Genomic DNA, 21,146 nt, shown 5'->3' on the forward strand with positions numbered 1-21,146 from the left:
ATGACCATCATCGCACTCGAAGACGTCTGCATCATTTTCGGCAGCAATGTCGGCGACGCGCTGGCGCTGGCGGATCGCGGCGCAACCCGCTCGCAGATTCAGGCGGAAACCAATCTCGTCCTGGGCGTCCACAATTGCACGCTCAACATCGAGGAAGGCGAAATCCTCGTTCTCATGGGGCTGTCCGGCTCGGGCAAATCGACCCTTCTTCGCGCAATCAACCGGCTTAATCCGATTTCACGCGGCCGCGTTCTCGTTCGTGAAGGCGACCGTGCCATCGATGTCGGCAAGGCTGACCGGGCGACACTCCGCCATCTGCGCACCGAGCTGGTTTCCATGGTGTTCCAGCAGTTCGGCCTGCTGCCATGGCGCACGGTCGAGGAAAACGTCGCCTTCGGACTGGAAATTTCAGGGATGGGCAAGGAAGAGCGTCTCGCCAAGGCCCGCGACCAGCTCGAACTCGTCGGCTTGCAGGATTGGGCCAAGCGCAAGGTCGGGGAGCTTTCCGGCGGCATGCAGCAGCGCGTCGGACTTGCCCGCGCCTTTGCGACCGGCGCGCCGATCCTGCTGATGGACGAGCCTTTCTCAGCCCTCGATCCGCTGATCCGCACGCGGTTGCAGGACGAATTGCTGGCTTTCCAGTCGCGCCTGAAAAAGACCATCGTCTTCGTCAGCCACGATCTCGATGAAGCCATGAAGATCGGCAATCGCATCGCCATCATGGAAGGCGGGCGTATCGTCCAGTGCGGCACGCCGCAGGAAATTCTCCTGCAGCCCGCCGATGCATATGTCGCCGACTTCGTTGCGCATATGAACCCGCTCGGCGTGCTTCGCGCCGGAGACATCATGGTGCCTTTCGATCGCAATGCGGCACCGCGTCCTTTTGCGGCTACCGCACGGCGCGAAACGCTGGTGCGCGAACTGATGAATGCCGTGGCGGACAGCAGCGGCGATGTCGGCATCGTCGAGAACGGCGCCGTGGTCGGCAAGATTGCGGCAGACGACATTGTGCGTGCGCTGGCCTGGCATCAGCAGCGCGGAACCTCTTCGTGAACAAAAAAGCCGCACATTCTCATGTGCGGCTTTCGAATTTCAGGCTGCGCAGTATGCGTGTCAGCTATGGGCGGCCTGTCTTGCAGCAGCGCGCGCTTCCACGCGTGCCTTGATGGCATCCACATCCGCACGCGGCGTCGCGGCGAAGAGCTTCTTCGTATAATCGTGCTGCGGATTGTTGAACACGTCGTCGCGCGAACCGTATTCAACCACCTCACCGAAATACATCACCATCACCTCATCGGCGATATAGCGCACGACCGAAAGGTCATGGCTGATGAAGACATAGGTAAGGCCGAACTCTTCCTGCAGATCGGCCAGCAGGTTGAGGACCTGTGCCTGCACCGAAAGGTCGAGTGCGGAAACCGGCTCATCCAGAATGAGCAGCTTCGGGTTGAGCATCAGCGCGCGCGCAATGGCGATACGCTGGCGCTGACCGCCGGAGAACATATGCGGATAGCGGTTGAAGTGCTCGCGGCCGAGGCCGACCTTCAACAGCATCTGCATGGCCTTGGAGCGGCGCTCTTCCGCAGACATATTGGTGTTCAGCAACAGCGGTTCAGCCAGAACGTCGCCGATCTTCTGGCGCGGATTGAGCGAACCATAGGGGTTCTGGAACACGATCTGCACCTTCTGGCGCATTTCGGGCGTCAGGCCATCGCGAGCGATGTTCACATCCTTGCCGCCGATCTTCAGTTCGCCGGAGGTCTGTGGATCGATCATGGTGAGAATGCGGGCCAGCGTGGACTTGCCGCAACCCGATTCACCGACGATCGCCAGCGTCTTGCCCTTCTCGACCTTGAAGCTTACGCCCTTGACGGCATGAACCACTTTTGGCTTGCCGAACAGCCCGCCGCCGACATGATAATCGCGCTTGATATCGCGCGCCTCGAGAACAATCTCGCTCATCACGCTTCTCCCGCACCATTATTTTCAAAGACGAAATCGGACACCGTCGGAAGACGGTCGCCGGTCGCATTCTCCGGCAGGGCAGACAGCAGCGCACGGGTATAAGGATGCTTGGGCGCGGAGAACAGCGACAGCACGTCGGCATCCTCCATCTTGTGGCCCTTGTACTGCACGATCACGCGGTCCGCCGTTTCGGCAACCACACCCATGTCGTGGGTGATCATGATCAGACCCATGCCGTGCTCCACCTGAAGCCGCATCAGCAGATCGAGAATCTGCTTCTGGATCGTCACGTCGAGAGCCGTCGTCGGTTCGTCTGCGATGAGGAGCTTGGGATTGCACGCAATCGCAATCGCGATCATGACGCGCTGGCACTGGCCGCCCGACATCTGATGCGGAAAGCTTTTCAGGCGTTCCGCCGCATCGCGAATGCCGACGAGTTCCAGAAGCTCGATGGCGCGGGCACGGCTTGCCGAGCCGTTCATGCCCATATGCTGCTTCAGCACTTCCTCAAGCTGATACCCGACCGTGAAGCAGGGATTGAGGCTTGCGACCGGTTCCTGGAAAATCATCGAAATGTCGCGGCCGATGATCTTGCGGCGTTCCTTGTCGGACATCGCCTGCAAGTCCTGACCGTCGAAGGTCATGACATCTGCGGTAACGGTCGCTGACTTGGGGAGGAGGCCCATGACGGCGAGCATTCCGACAGACTTGCCCGAACCGGATTCGCCGACAATCGCCAGCACTTCGCCCTTGTCCACCGTAATGTCGATCCCGTCGACCGCCTTGAAGGGACCGGTCGAGGTGTCGAAAGAAACCGATAGATTCTTGATTTCTAACAGCGCCATCGGTCAGCTCCTCTTGAGCTTCGGGTCAAGCGCATCGCGCAGACCGTCGCCGATCAGATTGATGGCGAGAACAGTAATCAGGATCGCAAGGCCGGGGAACGTAACGATCCACCAGGCGCTCGTGATAAACTCACGTGCGGATGCAAGCATCGTGCCCCATTCGGGTGTAGGTGGCTGCGCGCCCATGCCCAGAAAGCCCAGAGCCGCAACGTCGAGAATGGCGTTGGAGAACGACATCGTCGCCTGCACCACGAGCGGGGCAAGACAGTTCGGCAAAATGGTCTTGAACATGAGGCGCAGCTTGCTTGCACCGGCAAGCTTGGCCGCGGTCACATATTCGCGTTCCTTTTCCGCCATCACGGCAGCGCGGGTGAGACGCGAGAAGTGCGGCAGCAGAACCAGCGTGATCGCCAGAACGGCATTGATCAGGCCCGGCCCAAGGATCGCCACCAGAACCAGCGCCAGCAGCAGCGACGGGAATGCCAGGATAACGTCCATGATGCGCATGAACACCGTATCGACGCCGCCACCAAAATAGCCGGTGATAAGGCCAATCGTGATGCCGAGGCACATCGAAATGATGACGATGACGAAGCCGACAAGCAGCGAATATTGCGCGCCGTAGATCAGGCGGGAAAGAATGTCCCGCCCAACTTCGTCAGTACCGAGAAGAAACTGCGTCGTGCCACCATCTTCCCAGAACGGCGGAGTCTTTAGGAATTCACGGAACTGATCCGTAGGGCCATGCGGCGCAATAAGCGGAGCAAGGATTGCGACCAGAATGATCGCGAGAAATACGAAAAGACCGATCACAGCGCCGCGATTGACGCTGAAATAGAACCAGAAATCCCTCAACGCGCGCATCTTGCCGACGTCGTTCACGGCTTCCGGCTGAATAGCTGAGTGTGTCATTATACCCTCACTTGTGCCGGATACGCGGATTGATGAGGCCGTACAGCAGATCGACGACCAGATTCACCAGCATGATGATGAATGCGATCAGCAGCAATCCGCTTTGCACGACTGGATAGTCGCGACGGAAAATGGAATCGAGCATCCATTTGCCGATACCGGGCCATGAGAAGATCGTCTCCGTGAGGATCGCACCGGCCATCAGAACGCCGACCTGAAGGCCGATCGTCGTGATAACGGGTATCATCGCATTGCGAAGCGCATGCAGACCGACGACGCGACGAACCGGCAGGCCCTTGGCGCGCGCGGTACGCACATAATCTTCACCCAGGACTTCCAGCATCGCAGAGCGCGTCTGGCGGGCGATAACGGCGAGCGGAATGGTCGCAAGCACGATGGTCGGCAGGATGAGATGCGAGACCGCGGAGGCGAAAGCGCCCTTCTGGTCCGACATCAGGCTGTCGATCAGCATGAAACCGGTGACGGGCGGGAAGAAATAGAGCAGCGAGATGCGGCCGGAGACCGGCGTCCATTGCAGCACGCCTGAGAACAGGATGATGAGCAGGAGCGCCCACCAGAAGATCGGCATCGAATAACCGACCAGCGAAATGCCCATCAGGCCCTGATCGAACCATGAGCCGCGCTTGACAGCCGCGATGACGCCGGCGGGGATGCCGAGGAGAATAGCCACGATGATCGCGCAGATCGACAACTCGACAGTTGCAGGAAACAGCGCGAAGAATTCGACGAGAACAGGCTTTTTGGTCACCAGGGACTGACCGAAATCGCCGTGCAGCAGGTTCCAGACATAGTCGAGATATTGCTGCCAGATCGGGCGGTCGAAGCCCAGTTGCGCCATCAGTTCGGCATGGCGCTCGGGGCTTACGCCGCGTTCGCCGGCCATCAACAGCACGGGATCGCCCGGAAGAACCCGGACGAAGGCAAAAGCCACGATTGTGATGCCTATGAAGGTCGGAACCAGATAGACGAGTTTGTTCAATATGAAGCGGAACATACAAAAACTCCGACCGGGTGCAGGGGATCACCCTACACCCGGCCGCTCGTGTTGTCAGATTTTACTCGGAGATATCAACGTCTTCGAAGCGATAGTCGCCGAGCGGGCTCTGCTTGAAGCCCGTGACCTTGGCCGACATCGGCACGAAGACCGTCGAGTGAGCAATGGTGTTCCAAGGAGCCTGTTCCTTGAAGATCACCTGTGCGTCTTCGTAAAGCTTGGTGCGCTCTTCCTGGCTGGTCGAGACCTTGGCCTTCTGGATCAGGTCTTCGAACGGCTTGTAGCACCACTGGGCGCGGTTGTTGGAACCGACGCCGGCGCAGCCGAGAAGCGTGCCGAGGAAGTTGTCCGGATCGCCATTGTCACCGGTCCAGCCGAGGATCACGGCGCCGTCACGGTCCTTGTCGGACGACTTCTTGAGGTATTCGCCCCATTCCATCGAAACGATTTCGGCGTTGACGCCAACCTTGGCCAGATCGGACTGCATGAGTTCGGCGGTACGGCGGGCATTCGGCATGTAAGGACGGCTGACAGGCATCGCCCACAGCTTCATCTTCAGATCCTTCACGCCAGCGGCTTCAAGAGCCTTCTTGGCGGCTTCCGGATCATACTTGTCGTCCTCGACCTTGTCGTTATAGCCCCACATCGTCGGCGGGATCGGGTTCTTGGCAACCTGGCCCTGCCCCTGGAACACGGCATCGACGATGGCCTGCTTGTTGACGGCCTGGTTCAGCGCCTTGCGGACTTCCGGCTTGTCATAAGGCGCCTTCAGCGTGTTGTACGCGAAGTAGGCGACGTTGAGGCCAGCCTGTTCGTCAACCTTGAGGTTGGAATCGGCCTGGAGGCCCTTGATATCTGCCGGAGCAGGATAGGACATCAGGTGGCATTCGCCAGCCTTGAGCTTCTGCGCGCGAACAGCCGGATCGGTCGTGATCGCGAAGACGAGATCGTCGATCTTCGGCTTTCCGCCCCAATAGTTTTCGTTGGCCTTGAAGCGCACGACGGCGTCCTTCTGATAGGCGACGAACTGGAACGGGCCGGTGCCGACCGGAACCTGGTTCAGATCGTCCTTCTTGCCATCGGCGGCGAGCTTGTCCGTGTATTCCTTCGAAATGATCGAAGCGAAAGGCATCGAGATATTTGCGAGGAACGGCGCTTCCGGACGGTTCAGCACAAACTTGACGGTGTAATCGTCAACCTTGACGATGTCCTTGATCAGCGCACCCATTTCCATGCTGTCGAAATATTCGTAGGTGATGCCAGCGGTGTACTGGTGCCAAGGATTGTCCTTGTTGCGCATGCGATCATAGGAGAAGATCACGTCGTCGGCGTTGAAATCACGGGTCGGCGTGAAATAGTCGTTCGAATGGAACTTGACGCCCTTGCGCAGGTGGAAGGTGTATTCCAGACCGTCGTCGGTAACGTCCCAGCTTTCTGCGAGACCGGGCACGACTTTCGTCGTTCCGTTTTCGAATTCGGCAAGGCGGTTGTAAACCGGATGGGCCGAGGCGTCGAACGTATCGCCGCCGGTATAGGCAGCCGGATCGAAGCCTTCAGGCGAAGCCGGCGAGCAATACACAAAGGTCTTCGCCGATGCAGCACCGCTCATCAGAGCCACCAGCGCGGTTGCTGCCAGGAGTTTTTGGTAGAATTTCATTATTGTCCGCCTCCACGGAAAAGCATGCCGCGCGCACCCCATTGCCCGCAGCTTGCGCTTATCGAAACGTGTGGATCGTCACTTTGCAAGCGCAATTTTTAGAACCACTTCATATTCTCAACCGATTATGGGACCAATCGTTAGATTTTTATTCTATGAAAGGGTATGATTTCGGAAAATTGCGCTAAAGCACACTGAATTATAATATTATTCGCACGCATTTTGCATGGGGTAATGCAAGCTGCGCATCACCGACTCGAGGCGCCAGATCCATAATTCGATCAACTGAAAGTGTGTCCCGCATCAGCCCTGTCAGGCCCCCGCCGAATTGACTGGCGCTTTGGGAAAAGGCGTCGTATTAAGTGGACAATAACAGTCATATTTGAGTCCTGCAGACCATGCCCGAAGCCAATCCTATTCGTCCGACCACGCCCGAAGCCATCCAGCTTGCCAAGTCGTTGCTGCGCACGTCGCGCTACGGTGCAATTGCCGTTTTTGACGCGGCAACCGGCAGGCCGCTGGCAAGCCGCGTTGCCGTTGCGACAGACGTGGATGGCACACCGCTTGTTCTGGTCTCCGGACTGGCCGCGCATACGCCGGGCCTGCTGGCAAACCCTGCCTGCTCGCTTCTGCTCGGCGAAGTCGGCAAGGGAGACCCCCTCGCCCATGCCCGTGTCACCCTCCACTGTCAGGCGCGAAAGGTTGAGAAAACCGACGCCGACTATCCGCGCATCCGCAGGCGCTATCTCAATCATAATCCGAAGGGGGCGCTCTATGTGGATCTTGGAGATTTCGCCTTCTTCCGTCTCGAACTGGAAAGCGCCAGCCTTAACGGCGGTTTCGGCAAGGCATTCAATCTGACGCGGGACGATTTGCTATGCGCAGCTTCCGTCAGCGCCAGCTTTGCCGAAGGCGAACAGAAGGCGCTTGACGATCTGAATGAAAATCACGCGTTGGAAATCGCACATATTGCGCGCGGGCTTTGGAAATCAGACGCCCTTCGGGAACAGTTCAAAATTGTGGGTATCGACCCCGATGGTGCCGATATTACCAGTGGCGACCTGGTTCTTCGTCACGTATTTTCAGCGCAGCCCGATTCTCTGGGGGAAGCTGTTAGAACACTGACAAAACGGTAAAATAAAGCCCCCTGAAACAAAACCGCATTTTTTTTGGGACGAAATTGCACGTCTTTATACTGGATTGAATATAAGCAAGGGCTTTTCAAATGCAGCTTATAGCACTATTTTGAATATGCATGCTTATGGAAATTCGCATGTATATTTTTAACTTTGTCCAGTCTTACGGGGGTATGACGGCAAATGAGCAATCAAGATACTTTTTTTGATTTGATTGAAAATGTAGACCAGGCCGCCGATTTCCTTTCGGCACTTGCTAACAATAAGCGATTACTAATTTTGTGTAAGTTGCTTCATAACGAAATGTCCGTCGGTGCGCTTGCCAAGGCGATTGACCTTAGCCAATCCGCTTTGTCTCAGCACCTGGCAAAACTACGAGCTCTTGATCTCGTTTCAACCCGTCGCGACGCACAGACCATCTACTACATGGTCTCTTCGCCGCATATCGAGTTGATGTTGTCGACACTCTCGAGTCTGTATATGAGTCCAACACCGCGCAGACATAATCTGGCGGCAGTCGCTCACGCATAACATCATGAGGTCACAGCCGTGCGATGAAAGAAAGTTCTCATTCGCACGGCTGCGTCCATCCTTGCGTCCATCCAATTGACGATCCGGACGACATACGCCTTTCCCCTTATCGCAGCATTCGCGAGAAAGACCTCGTGGGGCGCCAGCAGCGTTTCATCGCTGAAGGCAAGGTGGTTCTGAACGTCCTGTTTTCCTCTTCCGCACGATTCGAAACGGAATCGCTGCTCGTTCTGGAAAACCGGCTCGCAGGTCTCGGAGAACAACTGGGGCAACTCCCACCCGATGTTCCCGTCTATTCCGTCCCGCAGGCTGTCATGGATGCAGTTGCGGGATTTCATGTTCACCGGGGCATTCTCGCTGTGGGCCGTCGCAAACCACAGCCCGGTCTGGAAGCGATGCTCGGAGCCCTCCCCGCCAAATCGCTCGTCGTGGTATTGTGCGGCATTTCCAATCACGACAATGTCGGTTCGATTTTTCGCAATGCCGCAGCCTTCGAGGCAGACTGCGTGCTGATGGATGAAACCTGCTGCGATCCGCTTTATCGCAAGGCCATCCGTGTATCGGTCGGCGCGACGCTGAAAGTCCCCTATTTCCACGGTGGCAACATTGATGAAATCATCGCCGCGCTCGGCGATGCCAACTTCAATCTGCTTGCGCTCAGCCCGTCATCAACGCTCAGCATCTATGATGCGGCGAAGCAAGACCGCCACGCACTCCTGCTCGGGACCGAAGGGGAAGGATTGCCACCAAGGTTACTTGGGAAGCTTCAGACGGCGCGGATTCCCATGTCCACAGCGTTCGACAGCCTGAATGTCGCAACCGCATCGGGCATCGCCCTCTCGCGGTTCAGCAAATTTACTTGAGCGGCTTCCGAGCAATTCCTGTTTTGATTGGATCACCGGAAATTGCCCTGGCCGGTTCTCGCTTCGGGGCGACATGCTCCAGGGCGTTTTCGATTAAGACGGAAACGGCGGAACCGCTCTAACTATTCGTATTGCCGCATTATCAAACGCATCGAAGCGGGATAAGAAATCAGTCCAGTAAACTGATTTCCCCGCGTAGACGCTCCGCACTTTTGCTGGAAATGCTCTCAACAAAAAACCTCCGGCTTCGAACCGGAGGTTTTTGATGCAGCAGGAAAGTTTTATCAGGCTGCCGAGGCGCTTGCCGTATTGGCAACAAGACGACGCAGCATTTCTTCCGCCTGCGGTTCACGCTCCGAACGGCCAATAAAGCCGCCGCCAAAGACGCGCGCCGTATTGCTTTCATCCGAATAGAGCACGCAGGCCTGTCCCGGAGCGATGCCGCTTTCGCCATCGACCAGTTCGACCCAGGTCTGGCCATCGGCATGGCGCAGCACGGCGGGGCGCGGCGGGCGCGTCGAGCGGACCTTGGCGAACACTTCGATTCCGCCTTCGGGCAGATCGCCAATCGGCGCATCGCCCAGCCAGTTGATGTCGCGCAGGAAAACTTTATGCGTTTCCAGCGCTTCACGCGGACCGACGATAACCCGCGCATTGGCGGCATCGAGATGAACGACATAGAGCGGCTCGCCCGTAGCGACGCCGATACCGCGCCGCTGGCCGACCGTGTAATGCACGATGCCATCATGGCGGCCGAGCGTGCGCCCATCGATATGGACAATATCGCCCGGATTGGCCGCTTCCGGCTTCAATTTGGAGATAATGTCGGAATATTTGCCCTGCGGCACGAAGCAGATGTCCTGGCTGTCCTGCTTCTTGGCCACAGTCAGGCCCATTTCCTCAGCAATCTCGCGCACCTGCGCCTTTGGCAGATGACCGAGCGGGAACCGCAGATAGTCGATCTGCTCCTGCGTCGTGGCAAAGAGGAAATAGCTCTGGTCGCGATCGGTATCGACCGGACGATAGAGCGCGCGATGCGCACCATTGGCGCGGCTGCGGATATAGTGCCCTGTCGCCAGTGCATCGGCGCCGAGATCACGCGCGGTTTGCAGGAGATCGGCGAACTTTACCGTCTGATTGCACGAAACGCACGGAATGGGCGTTTCGCCGCTGACATAGGAATTCGCAAAAGGATCGATCACAGCCTCGCGGAAGCGTGCTTCGTAATCGAGAACATAATGCGGAATGCCGAGACTTTCCGAAACGCGGCGGGCATCTTCGATGTCCTGTCCCGCGCAGCAGGAACCGGCGCGATGAACGGCTGCGCCATGATCATAAAGCTGCAGCGTCACGCCAACGACATCGTAACCTTCACGTTTGAGAATCCCGGCCACAACAGATGAATCGACGCCGCCCGACATGGCGACGACAACGCGCGTGTCTTCCGGCTTTCCCGGCAGATCGAGGCTGTTCAGGCTCATGATTGATTCCAGCTTCCGGGCAATTGCCCTGCTTCTCAAAATTTAGGTTTCTGCGCCCTATATAGGCTAAACTGCGGCAATTTGCCAAGGGTCAGGGAACAATCATTGTCCGGATTGCGACAGGCAGCGGACACTTCACCGTGAAGTTTTCCCATCCCACGCCCCAAAAATGCCCGCAAAAGCGCCATAACGAGTATTTTTTCAAGTCTTACCAGAGAGTTACCAGCTGCTTAGGTAATTTTTAAAGCTGTCGCGTTAGTCTCCTACTCGATTAGGTCCTTGAGTGTTGTGTAGAGAGTACAATGACCGATCTGGTAAGACCGCGTATAAAATATGTTATCGGTCCTGATGGCAGCCCGCTGACCATCGCGGACCTCCCCCCCGCCAATACAAGGCGCTGGGTCATTCGCCGCAAGGCTGAAGTCGTCGCCGCGGTGCGGGGCGGACTTCTGAGCCTTGAGGAGGCATGCCAGCGTTACACATTGACGGTGGAGGAATTCCTTTCCTGGCAATCCTCAATCGATGAGCATGGTCTCGCCGGCCTCAGGACCACCAGAATTCAACAGTATCGTCACTAAAACCGCTCCTCGAAACCGGGACCGGTTTTGGAAGGGCGAGGATCGGGCCTCCGGCGGAACAAGTCTTCCGTGAAAGGGGCATTGATCGACAAATCGAAAACCGGCCCTCGTGGCCGGTTTTTATTTGCACATTCCGTTCCTATGTTGTGAACTTGGCGCGTTGATCCAGACACACAATGTTCAGGAGGATGGCATGAGCGGGACGATCGAGATTCGCAAGGAAGACAGTTCCGACGGCGGGCGCTATGCGGCTGTTCTCGACGGCAGTGAAGCCGAAATGACCTATACGAAGCTTGGCCCCTCGCTGATATCCATCGACCATACTTTCGTGCCGGACACGATGCGCGGCAAAGGCGTCGCGCAGGCGCTTGCCAAGAACGCTGTTCTGGACGCCCGGCGAAGCGGATGGAAGATCATCCCGCGTTGCAGCTTCATGCATGCGCAGGCGATGCGCCATCCCGATTGGTCGGATGTTCTGGGCAAGGAATAGTCGCTGAACGTTGGCCTATTGCAGGTCGCGGATGCGGCGCGCCAGACTCTTGGGGCTGGCCTTCCTGCCTTTTCCTGCATCCGCCTTTTCGGCTACTTCGAGAATCGAATGGATCGGCGAGCCCGGTCCTTCCTTTTCGGCGGTCGCCGCTACCACGCGGGCGGCAAGTGCAGCCATTTCTTCGCGAAGGACTGCATTCTCGCGCTCGATTTCCGTCAAATCGGGACTGTCGTCCACGCCAGCTTTCCGGCGGCTGTAGCGCTCGATTTTTTCCTGTGCATCTGAAAGCTCGGAAATCAGCTTCTCAAGCTTCTGCTGCAACTCGCTGTTGCGCCGCTTCTCGCTTTTCAGCTCCGTCTGCGCCGAGGTCAACTGGGTGGAAACTTCGTTGTAACGGGCTGCGGCTTCCTTGCGATCTCGACGCATTTCGGTCATCTCGTTTGTCAGACGGCTGTATTCCGTCTCGCTTCCACTTATCTCGATACGCAATGTATCGGCCAATCCCTCAAGCGCGGCGTAATGGCTTTGCATCCGTTCCAGTTCAGCCTGGAGGATTTGCGCCTTTTCCAGCGCTGTATCGCGCGCGCTACCGACTTCTTTCGCCATCCGCTCGTGTTCTGCAAGCTGCTTCTCGATATCAGCCTGACTTGCCTCAAGCAACGGAATGCGTTTCAGCTCTTCGTATTGCCGGGCGAGCAACACCTTCTGCTCGGCATTCTTCTGGCGTTCAAGCTTCAGCAATTGTTCCTGCCTGCTGACCGCAACGGCATATTCTGCGCGCAGCCCGTCACGGTCGGCGCGAATTTCGGCGAGTGTGATCGGCAGTTCCGCCTGGACCTGCCGCCGCGCCAGAAAGAAGGCACGCCGCCAGATCGAAGGGCCGAGCAGCACCACGACGAAAACCGTCACAAGAACGCCGAATATGAAAAAGAGAGCGGACTGGATCACGGTTTCACATGGGCCCGAGCGGTTTCAGACAAGCATTTACTATTCATAGTGCGCAGCCGACCGTCTTTCCAGCCAGCAAAACAATCACCGGCTGAAAAGGCACTCATTGGCAACCTGGCCCTAGAACGGGTTCCAGGTGGGAGCACCAGACAGCTTCAGGTAACCGATATTCACGCCCAGCCTCGCGCCCACGCCGGTGCGGATCGGCACAAGCATGATGTTCTCGCGCTTGAGGACGTTGAAGCCGACACCGGCAACGACATAGGCGGAGCCTGCAACACCGGCGTAACGACCGTAAAGGTTCTGGATGTCATCGAGGTTATAGACGAGCATCATCACGCGCGAACCCTGCCCGCCGAAATCCCAGCCAAGCGATGGGCCTTGCCAGAACGTCTTATGGTCGCCCGCATTCTTGGTATAGAGCGTGCCTTCGCCATAGGTCAGGCCGCCAATGAAGGCACCGGAACCTTCCTCACCAAGAATATAGCCGTTGGGCAGACCAAAACTCTGGAACGCCTTCTCGACCGCGCTTGCGATTCCACCCGAAGCCGACCCGAAGAACCTGTGACCAGATTCGACGATTTCCTCGGCAGTGTATGTGTTCTGTGCCCTGGCCTGGTTTGGCAGGGCGATGAAAGAAACAAACAGCGCCGCAAAAAACGCAACGAAGCACGCCGCATTGCGGAACCTGATTTGCGACAGGGATTGTGTGGCCATGTAAAATTCCTTTTGGCTCTCCGCTCCTCTGTCTGACGGCCCTGTTAAAAAGCCAGACCACGTCTCTTACGGACATTTTGGTCGAATCGCGCCTATTTTAGACCCGAATTTATTGTCCAAACCTTTAAGCACTGAAATTGACTTTACGAAGGCACGGAATTTCTCCCATGGTGTGAAGCTGTGGGGGAAGGCCGACGGATCAAAAAGAGAGCTTTGTTGCGGCGGTCCGGTGGCGCGTGTATCCAGTTAAATCGATATTCAGGGCGATTCGCCCATCTTCATGCAGCGCGCAAACACAGGCTTTGCGGGCTGTCTCGTTAACCGATAACGATCCTGTTATCCGACCCGCTCGGAGGCCGGGATCAATCCGCGTTCCGGAGAAAACGCCATGCCAATGCCCGTTACCCTTTCCGCACTCGACCTCGGTGCGCTTCTGTGCAGCAGGATCTGTCATGACATCATTTCGCCGGTCGGCGCGATCAACAACGGTCTGGAACTGCTGGAAGAAGGCGGAGCCGACGAAGACGCAATGGCGCTCATCAAGTCGAGCGCCCGCAACGCCTCTGCCCGGCTTCAGTTTGCCCGCATCGCTTTCGGCGCGGCAGGCTCGGCAGGCGTACAGATCGACACCGGCGACGCGCAGAACGTTGCCACAGAATACTTCAAGAATGAAAAGCCGGAATTCACCTGGGAAGGCACCCGCGTCCTTCTGCCCAAGAACAAGGTCAAGCTGCTCCTCAACATGCTGCTGATCGGCAACGCAGCCATTCCACGCGGCGGTTCGCTGGCCGTTCGGCTTGAAGGCGGCGACACCGAACCGCGCTTCGTTATCACCGTGAAGGGCCGCATGCTGCGCGTTCCGCCCAAATTCCTTGAGCTTCATTCCGGCGCCGCTCCGGAAGAGCCGATCGACGCCCATTCCGTCCAGCCTTACTATACCCTTCTGCTGGCCGAAGAGGCCGGCATGAAGATTTCAATCCACGCAACCGCGGAAGACATCGTATTTTCTGCTGAATAAGCGTTTGCGAGCGCGGGACCAGCCCTCGCTCGCACTGGCAAACCATCATAAAACCCTCTATCAGACAAACATGCATTTCCGATGAGGATTTGCCTCGAATGTCGTCGAAGGCGCGGCGATCATCACATATCTGCAAGGGGGGTCTGAATGGCGAATGAACCAATGGCAGCTTGTTGCCTGCTGGTCGATGACTCATCGGTCATTCGCAAGGTCGCCCGCCGCATCCTTTCCGAAACCATAGCCGAATTTGCTGAAGCTTCGACCGGCCGGGAAGCGCTCGAAACCTGTTTTTCGCGCATGCCCGACGTCATGCTGCTCGACTACGACCTGCCGGACATGACGGCATTGGAAGTCGTGACCGAACTGCGCGCCATGCCGGGCGGCGACAAACTGCGGATCATCCTCTGTCTTTATGAACTCGACGTCACCCGCATCATGCGGGCGAAGCGGGCAGGCGCCAATGGCTATATTCTCAAGCCATTCGACCGCGCCTATCTCACCGAACAGTTTGCAGGCGTTCTGTCCGCCTGAAAGCCGGGGCAAACGGTCACTCCAAAAAGCAAAAGCTCCGCCGAAGCGGAGCTTTTTACATTTCGTAAGCCTGTTGCCGATCAGGCGCTTTCGCGCATTTCCGCATCCGGCTCACGCAGCACATAACCGCGACCCCAGACCGTCTCGATGTAGCTCTGGCTACCGGAAACAGCATCGAGCTTCTTGCGCAGCTTGCAGATGAAGACGTCGATAATCTTCAGTTCCGGCTCGTCCATCCCACCATAAAGATGGTTGAGGAACATTTCCTTGGTGAGCGTCGTGCCCTTGCGGAGCGAAAGAAGCTCCAGCATCTGGTATTCCTTGCCAGTCAGGTGAACGCGCTGGCCGGCGACTTCCACCGTCTTCGCATCCAGATTGACCACGAGGTCGCCCGTCGTGATGACCGACTGCGCATGACCCTTCGAACGGCGCACGATCGCATGAATACGTGCGATCAACTCGTCCTTGTGGAACGGCTTGGTCATGTAGTCGTCGGCACCGAAGCCCAGACCACGAACCTTGTCCTCGATGCCGGCCATGCCGGAAAGGATAAGGATCGGCGTCTTCACCTTGGACAGACGCAAGGTGCGAAGAACTTCATAACCAGACATATCCGGCAGGTTCAGGTCCAGCAGGATGATGTCGTAATCATATAGTTTGCCGAGATCGATGCCTTCTTCGCCCAGATCGGTCGTGTAGACATTGAAACTCTCGGACTTGAGCATCAACTCGATGCTCTGTGCGATAGCACTGTCGTCTTCAATCAAAAGGACGCGCATCTCTTATCCCCTTTCCGCAGCCGACCCGATGTCCCTCACGGCAGCACACGGAACTATCGTTGCCTTTGCATGAAGGTGCCAGCAAATGGTTAACAAAATATGATTCTGCTTGGCAAGCATATTTCTGCCCTGTTTAGAAAATTCTCTTACGCGCCTGAATCATAAAGACATTCTCTTCCTCACGACTCTAAAGCTTCGCATTAAGAATCTTCGCTAAGCGATTCATCTGACTCTAGCTTTCGCCTGTTGCCGAAAAACCACATGAGGTTTACCGAGCCTTAAGTCCTAACGCGTATGATTAACTTCGCCGGTAAAGGAATGGTTACCAAACGAGCGAATTCTTAACTTTTTGTTTCGCTTGTTGAGCCATTTCGGAAGAACGGCTGCGATGATTTCCCCTTCAGGGGCTTGAATTCGCAAGGAGATTCGGGTGCAGGCCGGGTGCGTTTTGCTCGTTCACACCTGTTAATAAAGTCGGGGGGAACGCCCCAACACATGAAAGCTGGTTGGTGTTCAAGGAGTATTGCGTATGAAGCCACGTGAAAGCCTAGTCAGGCTGAAACTGTTCCAGGTGAAGGAAAAACGCCGTCAACTGGGCCAGCTCGACCTGATGATCGGCGAGTTCGAACGGATGGCCGGAGAACTCGACGCCCAGATTCTATCGGAAGAGAAAAAAGCTGGCATCACTGACATTAATCATTTCGCTTATCCGACCTTCGCCAAGGCGGCTCGCCAGCGGCGCGATAATCTTTTCGTATCGATTCGCGACCTGATGTCCCAGAAGGAAGCGGCCGAAGCCGAATTGTCGGCGGCGGAAACCGAACTGACGAAGGCCGAAGCGCTTGAAGAACGCGACGGCGGCAAGGCTCCGAGGGAAGTGATCGAGCGTCCGGTAAATCAGCGCCGCGCCATGATCGGTTGATCGACGTTTCGTTTCTCAACCTTGCCCAACGATGAAAAACACCGCCTCGCAGGCGGTGTTTTCGTGTTCTCTCGATCAAACCGGCCTCCGGTCAATTCAGCTTGCGCGCTTGATCCGCAACTGGAAACAGTTGTTGCGCGCAGATCGGACGTCGACGAAACTGATTTCCGGGCGACCCAGCAGGTCGGCGGCATAATCTGCCAGATCATCGCGCTCGACGACTTTCCCCGTTCCATATTTGATGCGGTGATTTTCGGTATAGCCTTTCAGCAGATAATCCTTGCTCGATTCCAAAATGGGCGGAACACCTCCCCCAGTCCAGGCCTCGCAGGGGTCGGCACACAAAAAGACCGGCCCGGTTTCAGCATAGGGCTGAACATCGGGAAAAGGGCGATAGGCGAGAATGAGCATGCCCGCCCCCTTCGGTACGAAGTCAAGGCAATGGCGGCAGGGGTTGCCCTCTCCATCGGAAACCGTTCGCTCCGGCGCACAGCCATAAGCATCCTTGCCACCGGCTTGCAAAGCACGCACCTCCTCGCTCGGCATTGGAAGATATTTTAGTTTCATCACCCTTCTTCTCCATTGACTGGCAATTGGCGCGAACGCCCCATGGACAGCCGCCCGTGCTTCACGCCCACCTCTCAAACTGCCGATGGAGAAGCTGACGAACCATCCGTTTCTTCGGATCAAATACGACAATTGCCAAAATCTTTTGCGGTTAGCTGGAGGGAGCGTGGAGATTTGGGCAAAGCCGTGCAAATCTTGGTTTGCATCGCACCCGGGCCGGATGTAGTGAAAAGACATAATGCAGAAATCCTCCCCCTCCGGGCCGAATTCGGCCTCCACCAAATTCAGCGTCAGGACCTTGCCGAGACCAGTCCAATTGGGTCTTCTGGTCGCATTCTCCGCCATCCTGATCTTTGCAGGGGAAAAGCTGCAACTGCCTGCCGCGATGCTTCTGGGCGCTATGCTTGGTGCAATCCTGATGGCTGCTGGCGAAAGCACATTGCGGGTCCACCGCTGGCTGTCACTCGCAGCACAAGGCGTCGTCGGCTGCCTCATCGCGCGTTCGATCACTGCCGAGTTCTTCACGAGCATGGGGCAGCACCTGCCCGTCATCCTGCTATCCGTGGGCTACGTGCTTTTTGCCAGCACCTTCATCGGCTATCTGCTGGCGCGGTTTCGCATTCTGCCGGGAACAACCGCCGTATGGGGTTCTTCCCCCGGGGCGGCCACGGCAATGACGCTGATGGCGGAATCCCACGGCGCGGATGCCCGCCTCGTCGCGTTCATGCAATATCTGCGCGTGGTGCTGGTTGCCACAGCCGCTTCGCTGGTCCTGCGCCTCAGCACAGGTGTGGAAACCGTTGCGCCTGCCGAAATCATATGGTTTCCACCTGTCGATTGGTCCATACTAGGACCTACGCTGCTGCTGATCGTCGTCGGCGCGTTCCTCGGCGAACTCCTCCGCATTCCGACCGGCGCCATGCTCGTGCCGCTCATATTGGGCGCATTGCTTCAAGACACCGGCTTCATCACCATCGACCTGCCGCCATGGCTGCTCGCGGTCAGCTATCTGCTCATCGGCTGGCGCATCGGCCTCGGCTTCTCGCGCGCCATCATCGCCCATGCGGCGCGGGCGTTTCCGGCGGTGCTGACATCCACGTTGCTCCTCATCGCCGTCTGCGGGCTGTTCGGCATGGCGCTCGGCCATGTGCTGGGCCTCGATCCGTTGACAGCCTATCTCGCCACCAGTCCCGGTGGCGCGGATACGGTTGCAATCATCGCAGCATCGAGCAATGTCGACCTGCCTTTCATCATTGCCATGCAGACAAGCCGCTTCTTCATCGTGCTTCTAGCAGGTCCGGCCCTCGCCCGCTTCGTGGCCGCGCGCATCGACAAGCGGTTGAAGAAAAAGAACCTTTAAAGCGGCTCCTGTTTTCCCGGTATCGTCAGGACCGCTCTTACCGGTTTCGGGCATTTTCAGACACAAATGCCCTGGCAACCTGATTGCCGAAAACGGCGGGGCCGTGTTACGTTTCCGCCATGACACAGGTTTGCACCCATCTCATGTTTCAGGGCAGTGCAGGCGCGGCGCTGGAAACATATCGTTCGATCTTTCCGGACTTCCTGATCGAGTCGATCAAAACCTATGACGAAGCAAGCGGCAGCCCCGGCAAGGTGCAGATTGCCCGCGTGACCTTTGCCGAACACCGGCTGATCGTGATCGACAGCCCCATCCCGCATCAGTTCGATTTCAATCCGTCCGTATCCCTGTTCGTCGACTTTCATGATGAGGAAAGCCTGACCGGCGTTTTCGAAAAGCTTTCGGAAGGCGGCGAGACGCTGATGCCGCTCGACAATTATGGTTTCAGCAAGCTTTTCGCCTGGATCAAGGATAAATACGGTGTTTCCTGGCAATTGAACTTGCAAGCCTGAAACATAAAAAACCCGGCTTTCGCCGGGTTTTCGTTAGACAGGCAAAAAAGATCAAGCCTTTTTGCCGTGGAAACCACGAATGGCGCCGATGATCTTGTCCTGATCGGCTTCCGACAGATAGGGGTGCATCGGCAGGCTCAGAATGCGGTTCGGCAGGCTTTCCGAAACTGGAAGGCCTCCCGGCGCAACTGAATAGTGCTTGTATGCGGTCTGCTGGTGCAGCGGCTTCACATAATAGATGACCGAAGGAACGCCTTCCGTCTGAAGATGCGCCTTCAGGCCGTCGCGGTTATCGCTCTCGATGGAATACTGCGCCCAAGCCGAGCGATTGCCAGCCGGGAGCGCCGGAACCTTGACGACATCCTTCAGCGCTTCGTTGTAGCGCTTGGCGATGCGGTCACGTGCTTCCATTTCGTCTTCGAGGATTGCAAGCTTTTCCAGAAGAACGGCTGCCTGAATGGTGTCCAGACGCGAATTGAGCCCGATACGAACGTTGTCGTACTGGGTTTCGCCCTTGCCATGGAACAGGACCGAACGCAGCGTGTCGGCCAGTTCGGCATCGTTGGTGAACATCGCGCCGCCGTCGCCATAGCAGCCGAGCGGCTTGGCGGGATAGAAGCTCGTCGCACCGACATGGCCGAAAGCGCCGCACATGACGTTATCGCGCTTGCCGCCGATCGACTGCGCAGCGTCTTCGATGACGAACAGGTCTTCGCGATCCGCGATGGCGCTGATGCGGTTATAGTCGGCAGCCAGGCCGAACAGATCGACCGGGATGATCGCCTTTGGCTGCAGGCGGCCTTCCTTGCGGATGGCGGCGATAGCAGCTTCGAGCTGCTCGACATTCAGATTGTAGCTTTGCGCATCCACGTCGATAAAGACCGGCTCGGCGCCCACCAGTGCAACAACTTCCGCCGTGGCAGCGAAGGTGAAGGACGGAACGAACACGGCGTCGCCCGGTCCGATGCCGCGCGCCATCAAAGGCATCTGCAAGGCGTCGGTGCCATTGGCGCAGGCGATGACGTGTTCCACGCCCAGATATTCGCCAAGCTTCTTTTCAAACTCGGCTACTTCCGGTCCAAGAATATAACGGCCTTCCGCAACAACCTTGGAAATGGCGGCATTGAGACGGTCTTCGATACGCGCGCGCTGCGCTCCAAGATCAATAAACTGCATGTTGGCTCCAATATATCTGGCCCGCACAAGTCGATATGCGAATCCTCGGCAACCTATTTATTCGCTTGCGCCCTGCCCCGCTATGGCCAGAGCGTTCAAAGTTTTGCGATTCCTGTAACACCGCTTGACGCAGGTTACCGGGCCCGCACGCCCCCACATTTTACTGCGGGTGCCTGACAGTACCTTCTGTGAGAATGCGCAGCACGCTGATTGCTTCCTTGCCGTCGGTGCGCGGATTTTCGCGCGTCTCGATGCAATGCATGAAATGCTGCAATTCGCGTGTCAGCGGCATGCCTTCTTCAACAGGGATGCAGACCGGCTCGACGGATTTGAAAGACCACTGGTCGTTTTCCCGCCAGACTTCATGATTGTAGAGCGCAAGCTTGCGATCCCACGGCTCGCCATCGTCGAACACCGCCATGCCTTTCGTGCCGGTGACCGTCAGGCGGCGTTCGCGATAGGCATTCAGGCGCGACGCAAACAGATGGCCGCGGATGCCATTGGGAAAATCGAGATGAAGATGGGCTATATCGGTGAGATGATCGAGCGTCGCCACGCCTTCTCCCCGTACCGCGCTCGGCTCTTCTCCGGTGATAGCCAGGATCATCGAAAGATCGTGCGGCGCAAGATCCCACAAAGCATCGAACGTGTTGTGGAACTTGCCGAAACCGACGCGATGCGAATGCACATAGCGAATATCGCCAAGCTCGCCGCTTTTCACCATGTCGAGCAGTTTCTCGAAAGCCGGGTGGAAACGCAGCACATGGCCGACCATGAACACGCGACCGTTTTCACGGGCGGCCTCGACTTCGGCTTCCGCAGCCGGAATGTCGAGCGCGATCGGCTTTTCGACCAGTACGTCCTTGCCGTTCTTCACAGCCTGGATGGCGTATTGTGAATGGAACTGTGCCGGCAATGCCAGGACGATGCCGTCAATGTCTGAACGCGTGAACAATTCATCGACGGGAATGTTGGGAACATTGAACTCGGCCGCGAAGCGTTCTGCCTGTTCTGTTCTTGCGTCGGAAACTGCCTGAAGGGCACCGAGGCTCTTCAGGGTACGAATGTGATTGCCGCCCCAATAGCCACAACCCAAAACCGCAATACGAGGTGCCATAAAACCATGCCTTTGCTGATGCCAAG

23 protein-coding genes are annotated in these 21,146 nt (G+C 57.1%); 11 read left to right on the forward strand and 12 right to left on the reverse strand.

What is annotated here, in order from left to right:
* The gene (gene choV, locus OINT_RS08460) at positions 1–1,053 is read left to right on the forward strand and encodes a choline ABC transporter ATP-binding protein (protein WP_006472713.1); all 1,053 of its coding nucleotides are present in this window, start codon (positions 1–3) and stop codon (positions 1,051–1,053) included.
* Between the two features lie 60 nt (positions 1,054–1,113).
* Here choV and OINT_RS08465 read toward each other — a convergent pair whose 3' ends face one another.
* From OINT_RS08465 to OINT_RS08485, 5 genes are all read right to left on the reverse strand, one after another.
* Positions 1,114–1,962 carry a dipeptide ABC transporter ATP-binding protein gene (locus tag OINT_RS08465; protein ID WP_006472712.1) on the reverse strand — a complete coding sequence of 283 codons (849 nt, stop codon included), beginning with the start codon at positions 1,960–1,962 and terminating at the stop codon, positions 1,114–1,116.
* On the reverse strand, positions 1,962–2,810 hold the full coding sequence (locus tag OINT_RS08470) for an ABC transporter ATP-binding protein (RefSeq protein ID WP_006467375.1): 849 nt from the start codon (positions 2,808–2,810) through the stop codon (positions 1,962–1,964). Before OINT_RS08470 ends, OINT_RS08465 begins: the two co-directional genes overlap by 1 nt.
* A gap of 3 nt (positions 2,811–2,813) precedes the next feature.
* Positions 2,814–3,722, reverse strand: a complete 909-nt coding sequence (locus tag OINT_RS08475; RefSeq protein WP_006467376.1) for an ABC transporter permease subunit — start codon at positions 3,720–3,722, stop codon at positions 2,814–2,816.
* Between the two features lie 7 nt (positions 3,723–3,729).
* Entirely contained in the window at positions 3,730–4,737 is a 1,008-nt protein-coding gene (locus OINT_RS08480) for an ABC transporter permease subunit (RefSeq protein ID WP_006467377.1), read from the reverse strand.
* Between the two features lie 61 nt (positions 4,738–4,798).
* Positions 4,799–6,394: an ABC transporter substrate-binding protein gene (locus OINT_RS08485; RefSeq protein ID WP_006472623.1), complete on the reverse strand. Its 1,596-nt coding sequence runs from the start codon at positions 6,392–6,394 to the stop codon at positions 4,799–4,801.
* A 398-nt stretch (positions 6,395–6,792) separates the two neighbouring features.
* Between OINT_RS08485 and OINT_RS08490 the strand changes: the two genes are divergently transcribed.
* From OINT_RS08490 to OINT_RS08500, 3 genes are all read left to right on the forward strand, one after another.
* A complete protein-coding gene (locus tag OINT_RS08490; protein WP_006467379.1) occupies positions 6,793–7,530 on the forward strand; it encodes a HugZ family pyridoxamine 5'-phosphate oxidase in 738 nt (245 codons plus the stop codon).
* 183 nt (positions 7,531–7,713) lie between these two features.
* Entirely contained in the window at positions 7,714–8,061 is a 348-nt protein-coding gene (locus OINT_RS08495; RefSeq protein WP_006467382.1) for an ArsR/SmtB family transcription factor, read from the forward strand.
* A gap of 23 nt (positions 8,062–8,084) precedes the next feature.
* Entirely contained in the window at positions 8,085–8,924 is an 840-nt protein-coding gene (locus tag OINT_RS08500) for a TrmH family RNA methyltransferase (RefSeq protein ID WP_006467384.1), read from the forward strand.
* 284 nt (positions 8,925–9,208) lie between these two features.
* On the opposite strand, the gene mnmA is transcribed toward OINT_RS08500, so the two are convergent.
* A complete protein-coding gene (mnmA, locus tag OINT_RS08505) occupies positions 9,209–10,405 on the reverse strand; it encodes a tRNA 2-thiouridine(34) synthase MnmA (RefSeq protein WP_006472624.1) in 1,197 nt (398 codons plus the stop codon).
* Between the two features lie 302 nt (positions 10,406–10,707).
* Here mnmA and sciP point away from each other — a divergent pair, with 302 nt between their 5' ends.
* Both sciP and OINT_RS08515 read left to right on the forward strand, forming a co-directional pair.
* Positions 10,708–10,983: a CtrA inhibitor SciP gene (gene sciP, locus OINT_RS08510; protein WP_002964694.1), complete on the forward strand. Its 276-nt coding sequence runs from the start codon at positions 10,708–10,710 to the stop codon at positions 10,981–10,983.
* 193 nt (positions 10,984–11,176) lie between these two features.
* Positions 11,177–11,473 (forward strand): GNAT family N-acetyltransferase, encoded by a 297-nt coding sequence (locus OINT_RS08515; RefSeq protein ID WP_006472625.1) that lies wholly within the window; start codon positions 11,177–11,179, stop codon positions 11,471–11,473.
* A gap of 15 nt (positions 11,474–11,488) precedes the next feature.
* On the opposite strand, the gene OINT_RS08520 is transcribed toward OINT_RS08515, so the two are convergent.
* Together OINT_RS08520 and OINT_RS08525 are read right to left on the reverse strand one after the other, a co-directional pair.
* Entirely contained in the window at positions 11,489–12,397 is a 909-nt protein-coding gene (locus tag OINT_RS08520) for a coiled-coil domain-containing protein (RefSeq protein WP_031352882.1), read from the reverse strand.
* 144 nt (positions 12,398–12,541) lie between these two features.
* Positions 12,542–13,138 (reverse strand): DUF1134 domain-containing protein, encoded by a 597-nt coding sequence (locus OINT_RS08525; RefSeq protein WP_006467392.1) that lies wholly within the window; start codon positions 13,136–13,138, stop codon positions 12,542–12,544.
* A 388-nt stretch (positions 13,139–13,526) separates the two neighbouring features.
* Here OINT_RS08525 and chpT point away from each other — a divergent pair, with 388 nt between their 5' ends.
* Both chpT and OINT_RS08535 read left to right on the forward strand, forming a co-directional pair.
* Complete coding sequence (gene chpT, locus OINT_RS08530) at positions 13,527–14,156, forward strand: histidine phosphotransferase ChpT (protein WP_006467394.1); 630 nt, start codon at positions 13,527–13,529, stop codon at positions 14,154–14,156.
* A gap of 147 nt (positions 14,157–14,303) precedes the next feature.
* Positions 14,304–14,687 (forward strand): response regulator, encoded by a 384-nt coding sequence (locus OINT_RS08535; RefSeq protein ID WP_006467395.1) that lies wholly within the window; start codon positions 14,304–14,306, stop codon positions 14,685–14,687.
* Between the two features lie 80 nt (positions 14,688–14,767).
* On the opposite strand, the gene ctrA is transcribed toward OINT_RS08535, so the two are convergent.
* Positions 14,768–15,466: a response regulator transcription factor CtrA gene (ctrA, locus tag OINT_RS08540; RefSeq protein ID WP_006467396.1), complete on the reverse strand. Its 699-nt coding sequence runs from the start codon at positions 15,464–15,466 to the stop codon at positions 14,768–14,770.
* A 529-nt stretch (positions 15,467–15,995) separates the two neighbouring features.
* Here ctrA and OINT_RS08545 point away from each other — a divergent pair.
* On the forward strand, positions 15,996–16,388 hold the full coding sequence (locus OINT_RS08545; protein ID WP_006472627.1) for a hypothetical protein: 393 nt from the start codon (positions 15,996–15,998) through the stop codon (positions 16,386–16,388).
* A 96-nt stretch (positions 16,389–16,484) separates the two neighbouring features.
* Here the strand turns inward: OINT_RS08545 and OINT_RS24435 are convergent, their stop codons facing one another.
* Positions 16,485–17,300, reverse strand: a complete 816-nt coding sequence (locus OINT_RS24435; RefSeq protein ID WP_404990515.1) for a DUF1203 domain-containing protein — start codon at positions 17,298–17,300, stop codon at positions 16,485–16,487.
* Between OINT_RS24435 and OINT_RS08555 the strand changes: the two genes are divergently transcribed.
* Together OINT_RS08555 and OINT_RS08560 are read left to right on the forward strand one after the other, a co-directional pair.
* Complete coding sequence (locus OINT_RS08555) at positions 17,194–18,315, forward strand: AbrB family transcriptional regulator (protein ID WP_036565681.1); 1,122 nt, start codon at positions 17,194–17,196, stop codon at positions 18,313–18,315. The genes OINT_RS24435 and OINT_RS08555 overlap by 107 nt on opposite strands.
* A gap of 119 nt (positions 18,316–18,434) precedes the next feature.
* Entirely contained in the window at positions 18,435–18,827 is a 393-nt protein-coding gene (locus OINT_RS08560; protein ID WP_006472630.1) for a VOC family protein, read from the forward strand.
* Between the two features lie 51 nt (positions 18,828–18,878).
* On the opposite strand, the gene OINT_RS08565 is transcribed toward OINT_RS08560, so the two are convergent.
* Complete coding sequence (locus tag OINT_RS08565; protein WP_039852721.1) at positions 18,879–20,003, reverse strand: DegT/DnrJ/EryC1/StrS family aminotransferase; 1,125 nt, start codon at positions 20,001–20,003, stop codon at positions 18,879–18,881.
* Positions 20,004–20,163: 160 nt separating this feature from the next.
* Positions 20,164–21,120, reverse strand: coding sequence for a Gfo/Idh/MocA family protein (locus OINT_RS08570; protein WP_006467402.1), 957 nt, complete (start codon positions 21,118–21,120; stop codon positions 20,164–20,166).
* Positions 21,121–21,146 lie beyond the last annotated feature (26 nt).

The sequence above is a fragment of the Brucella intermedia LMG 3301 genome (assembly GCF_000182645.1).
GTDB lineage: Bacteria > Pseudomonadota > Alphaproteobacteria > Rhizobiales > Rhizobiaceae > Brucella > Brucella intermedia.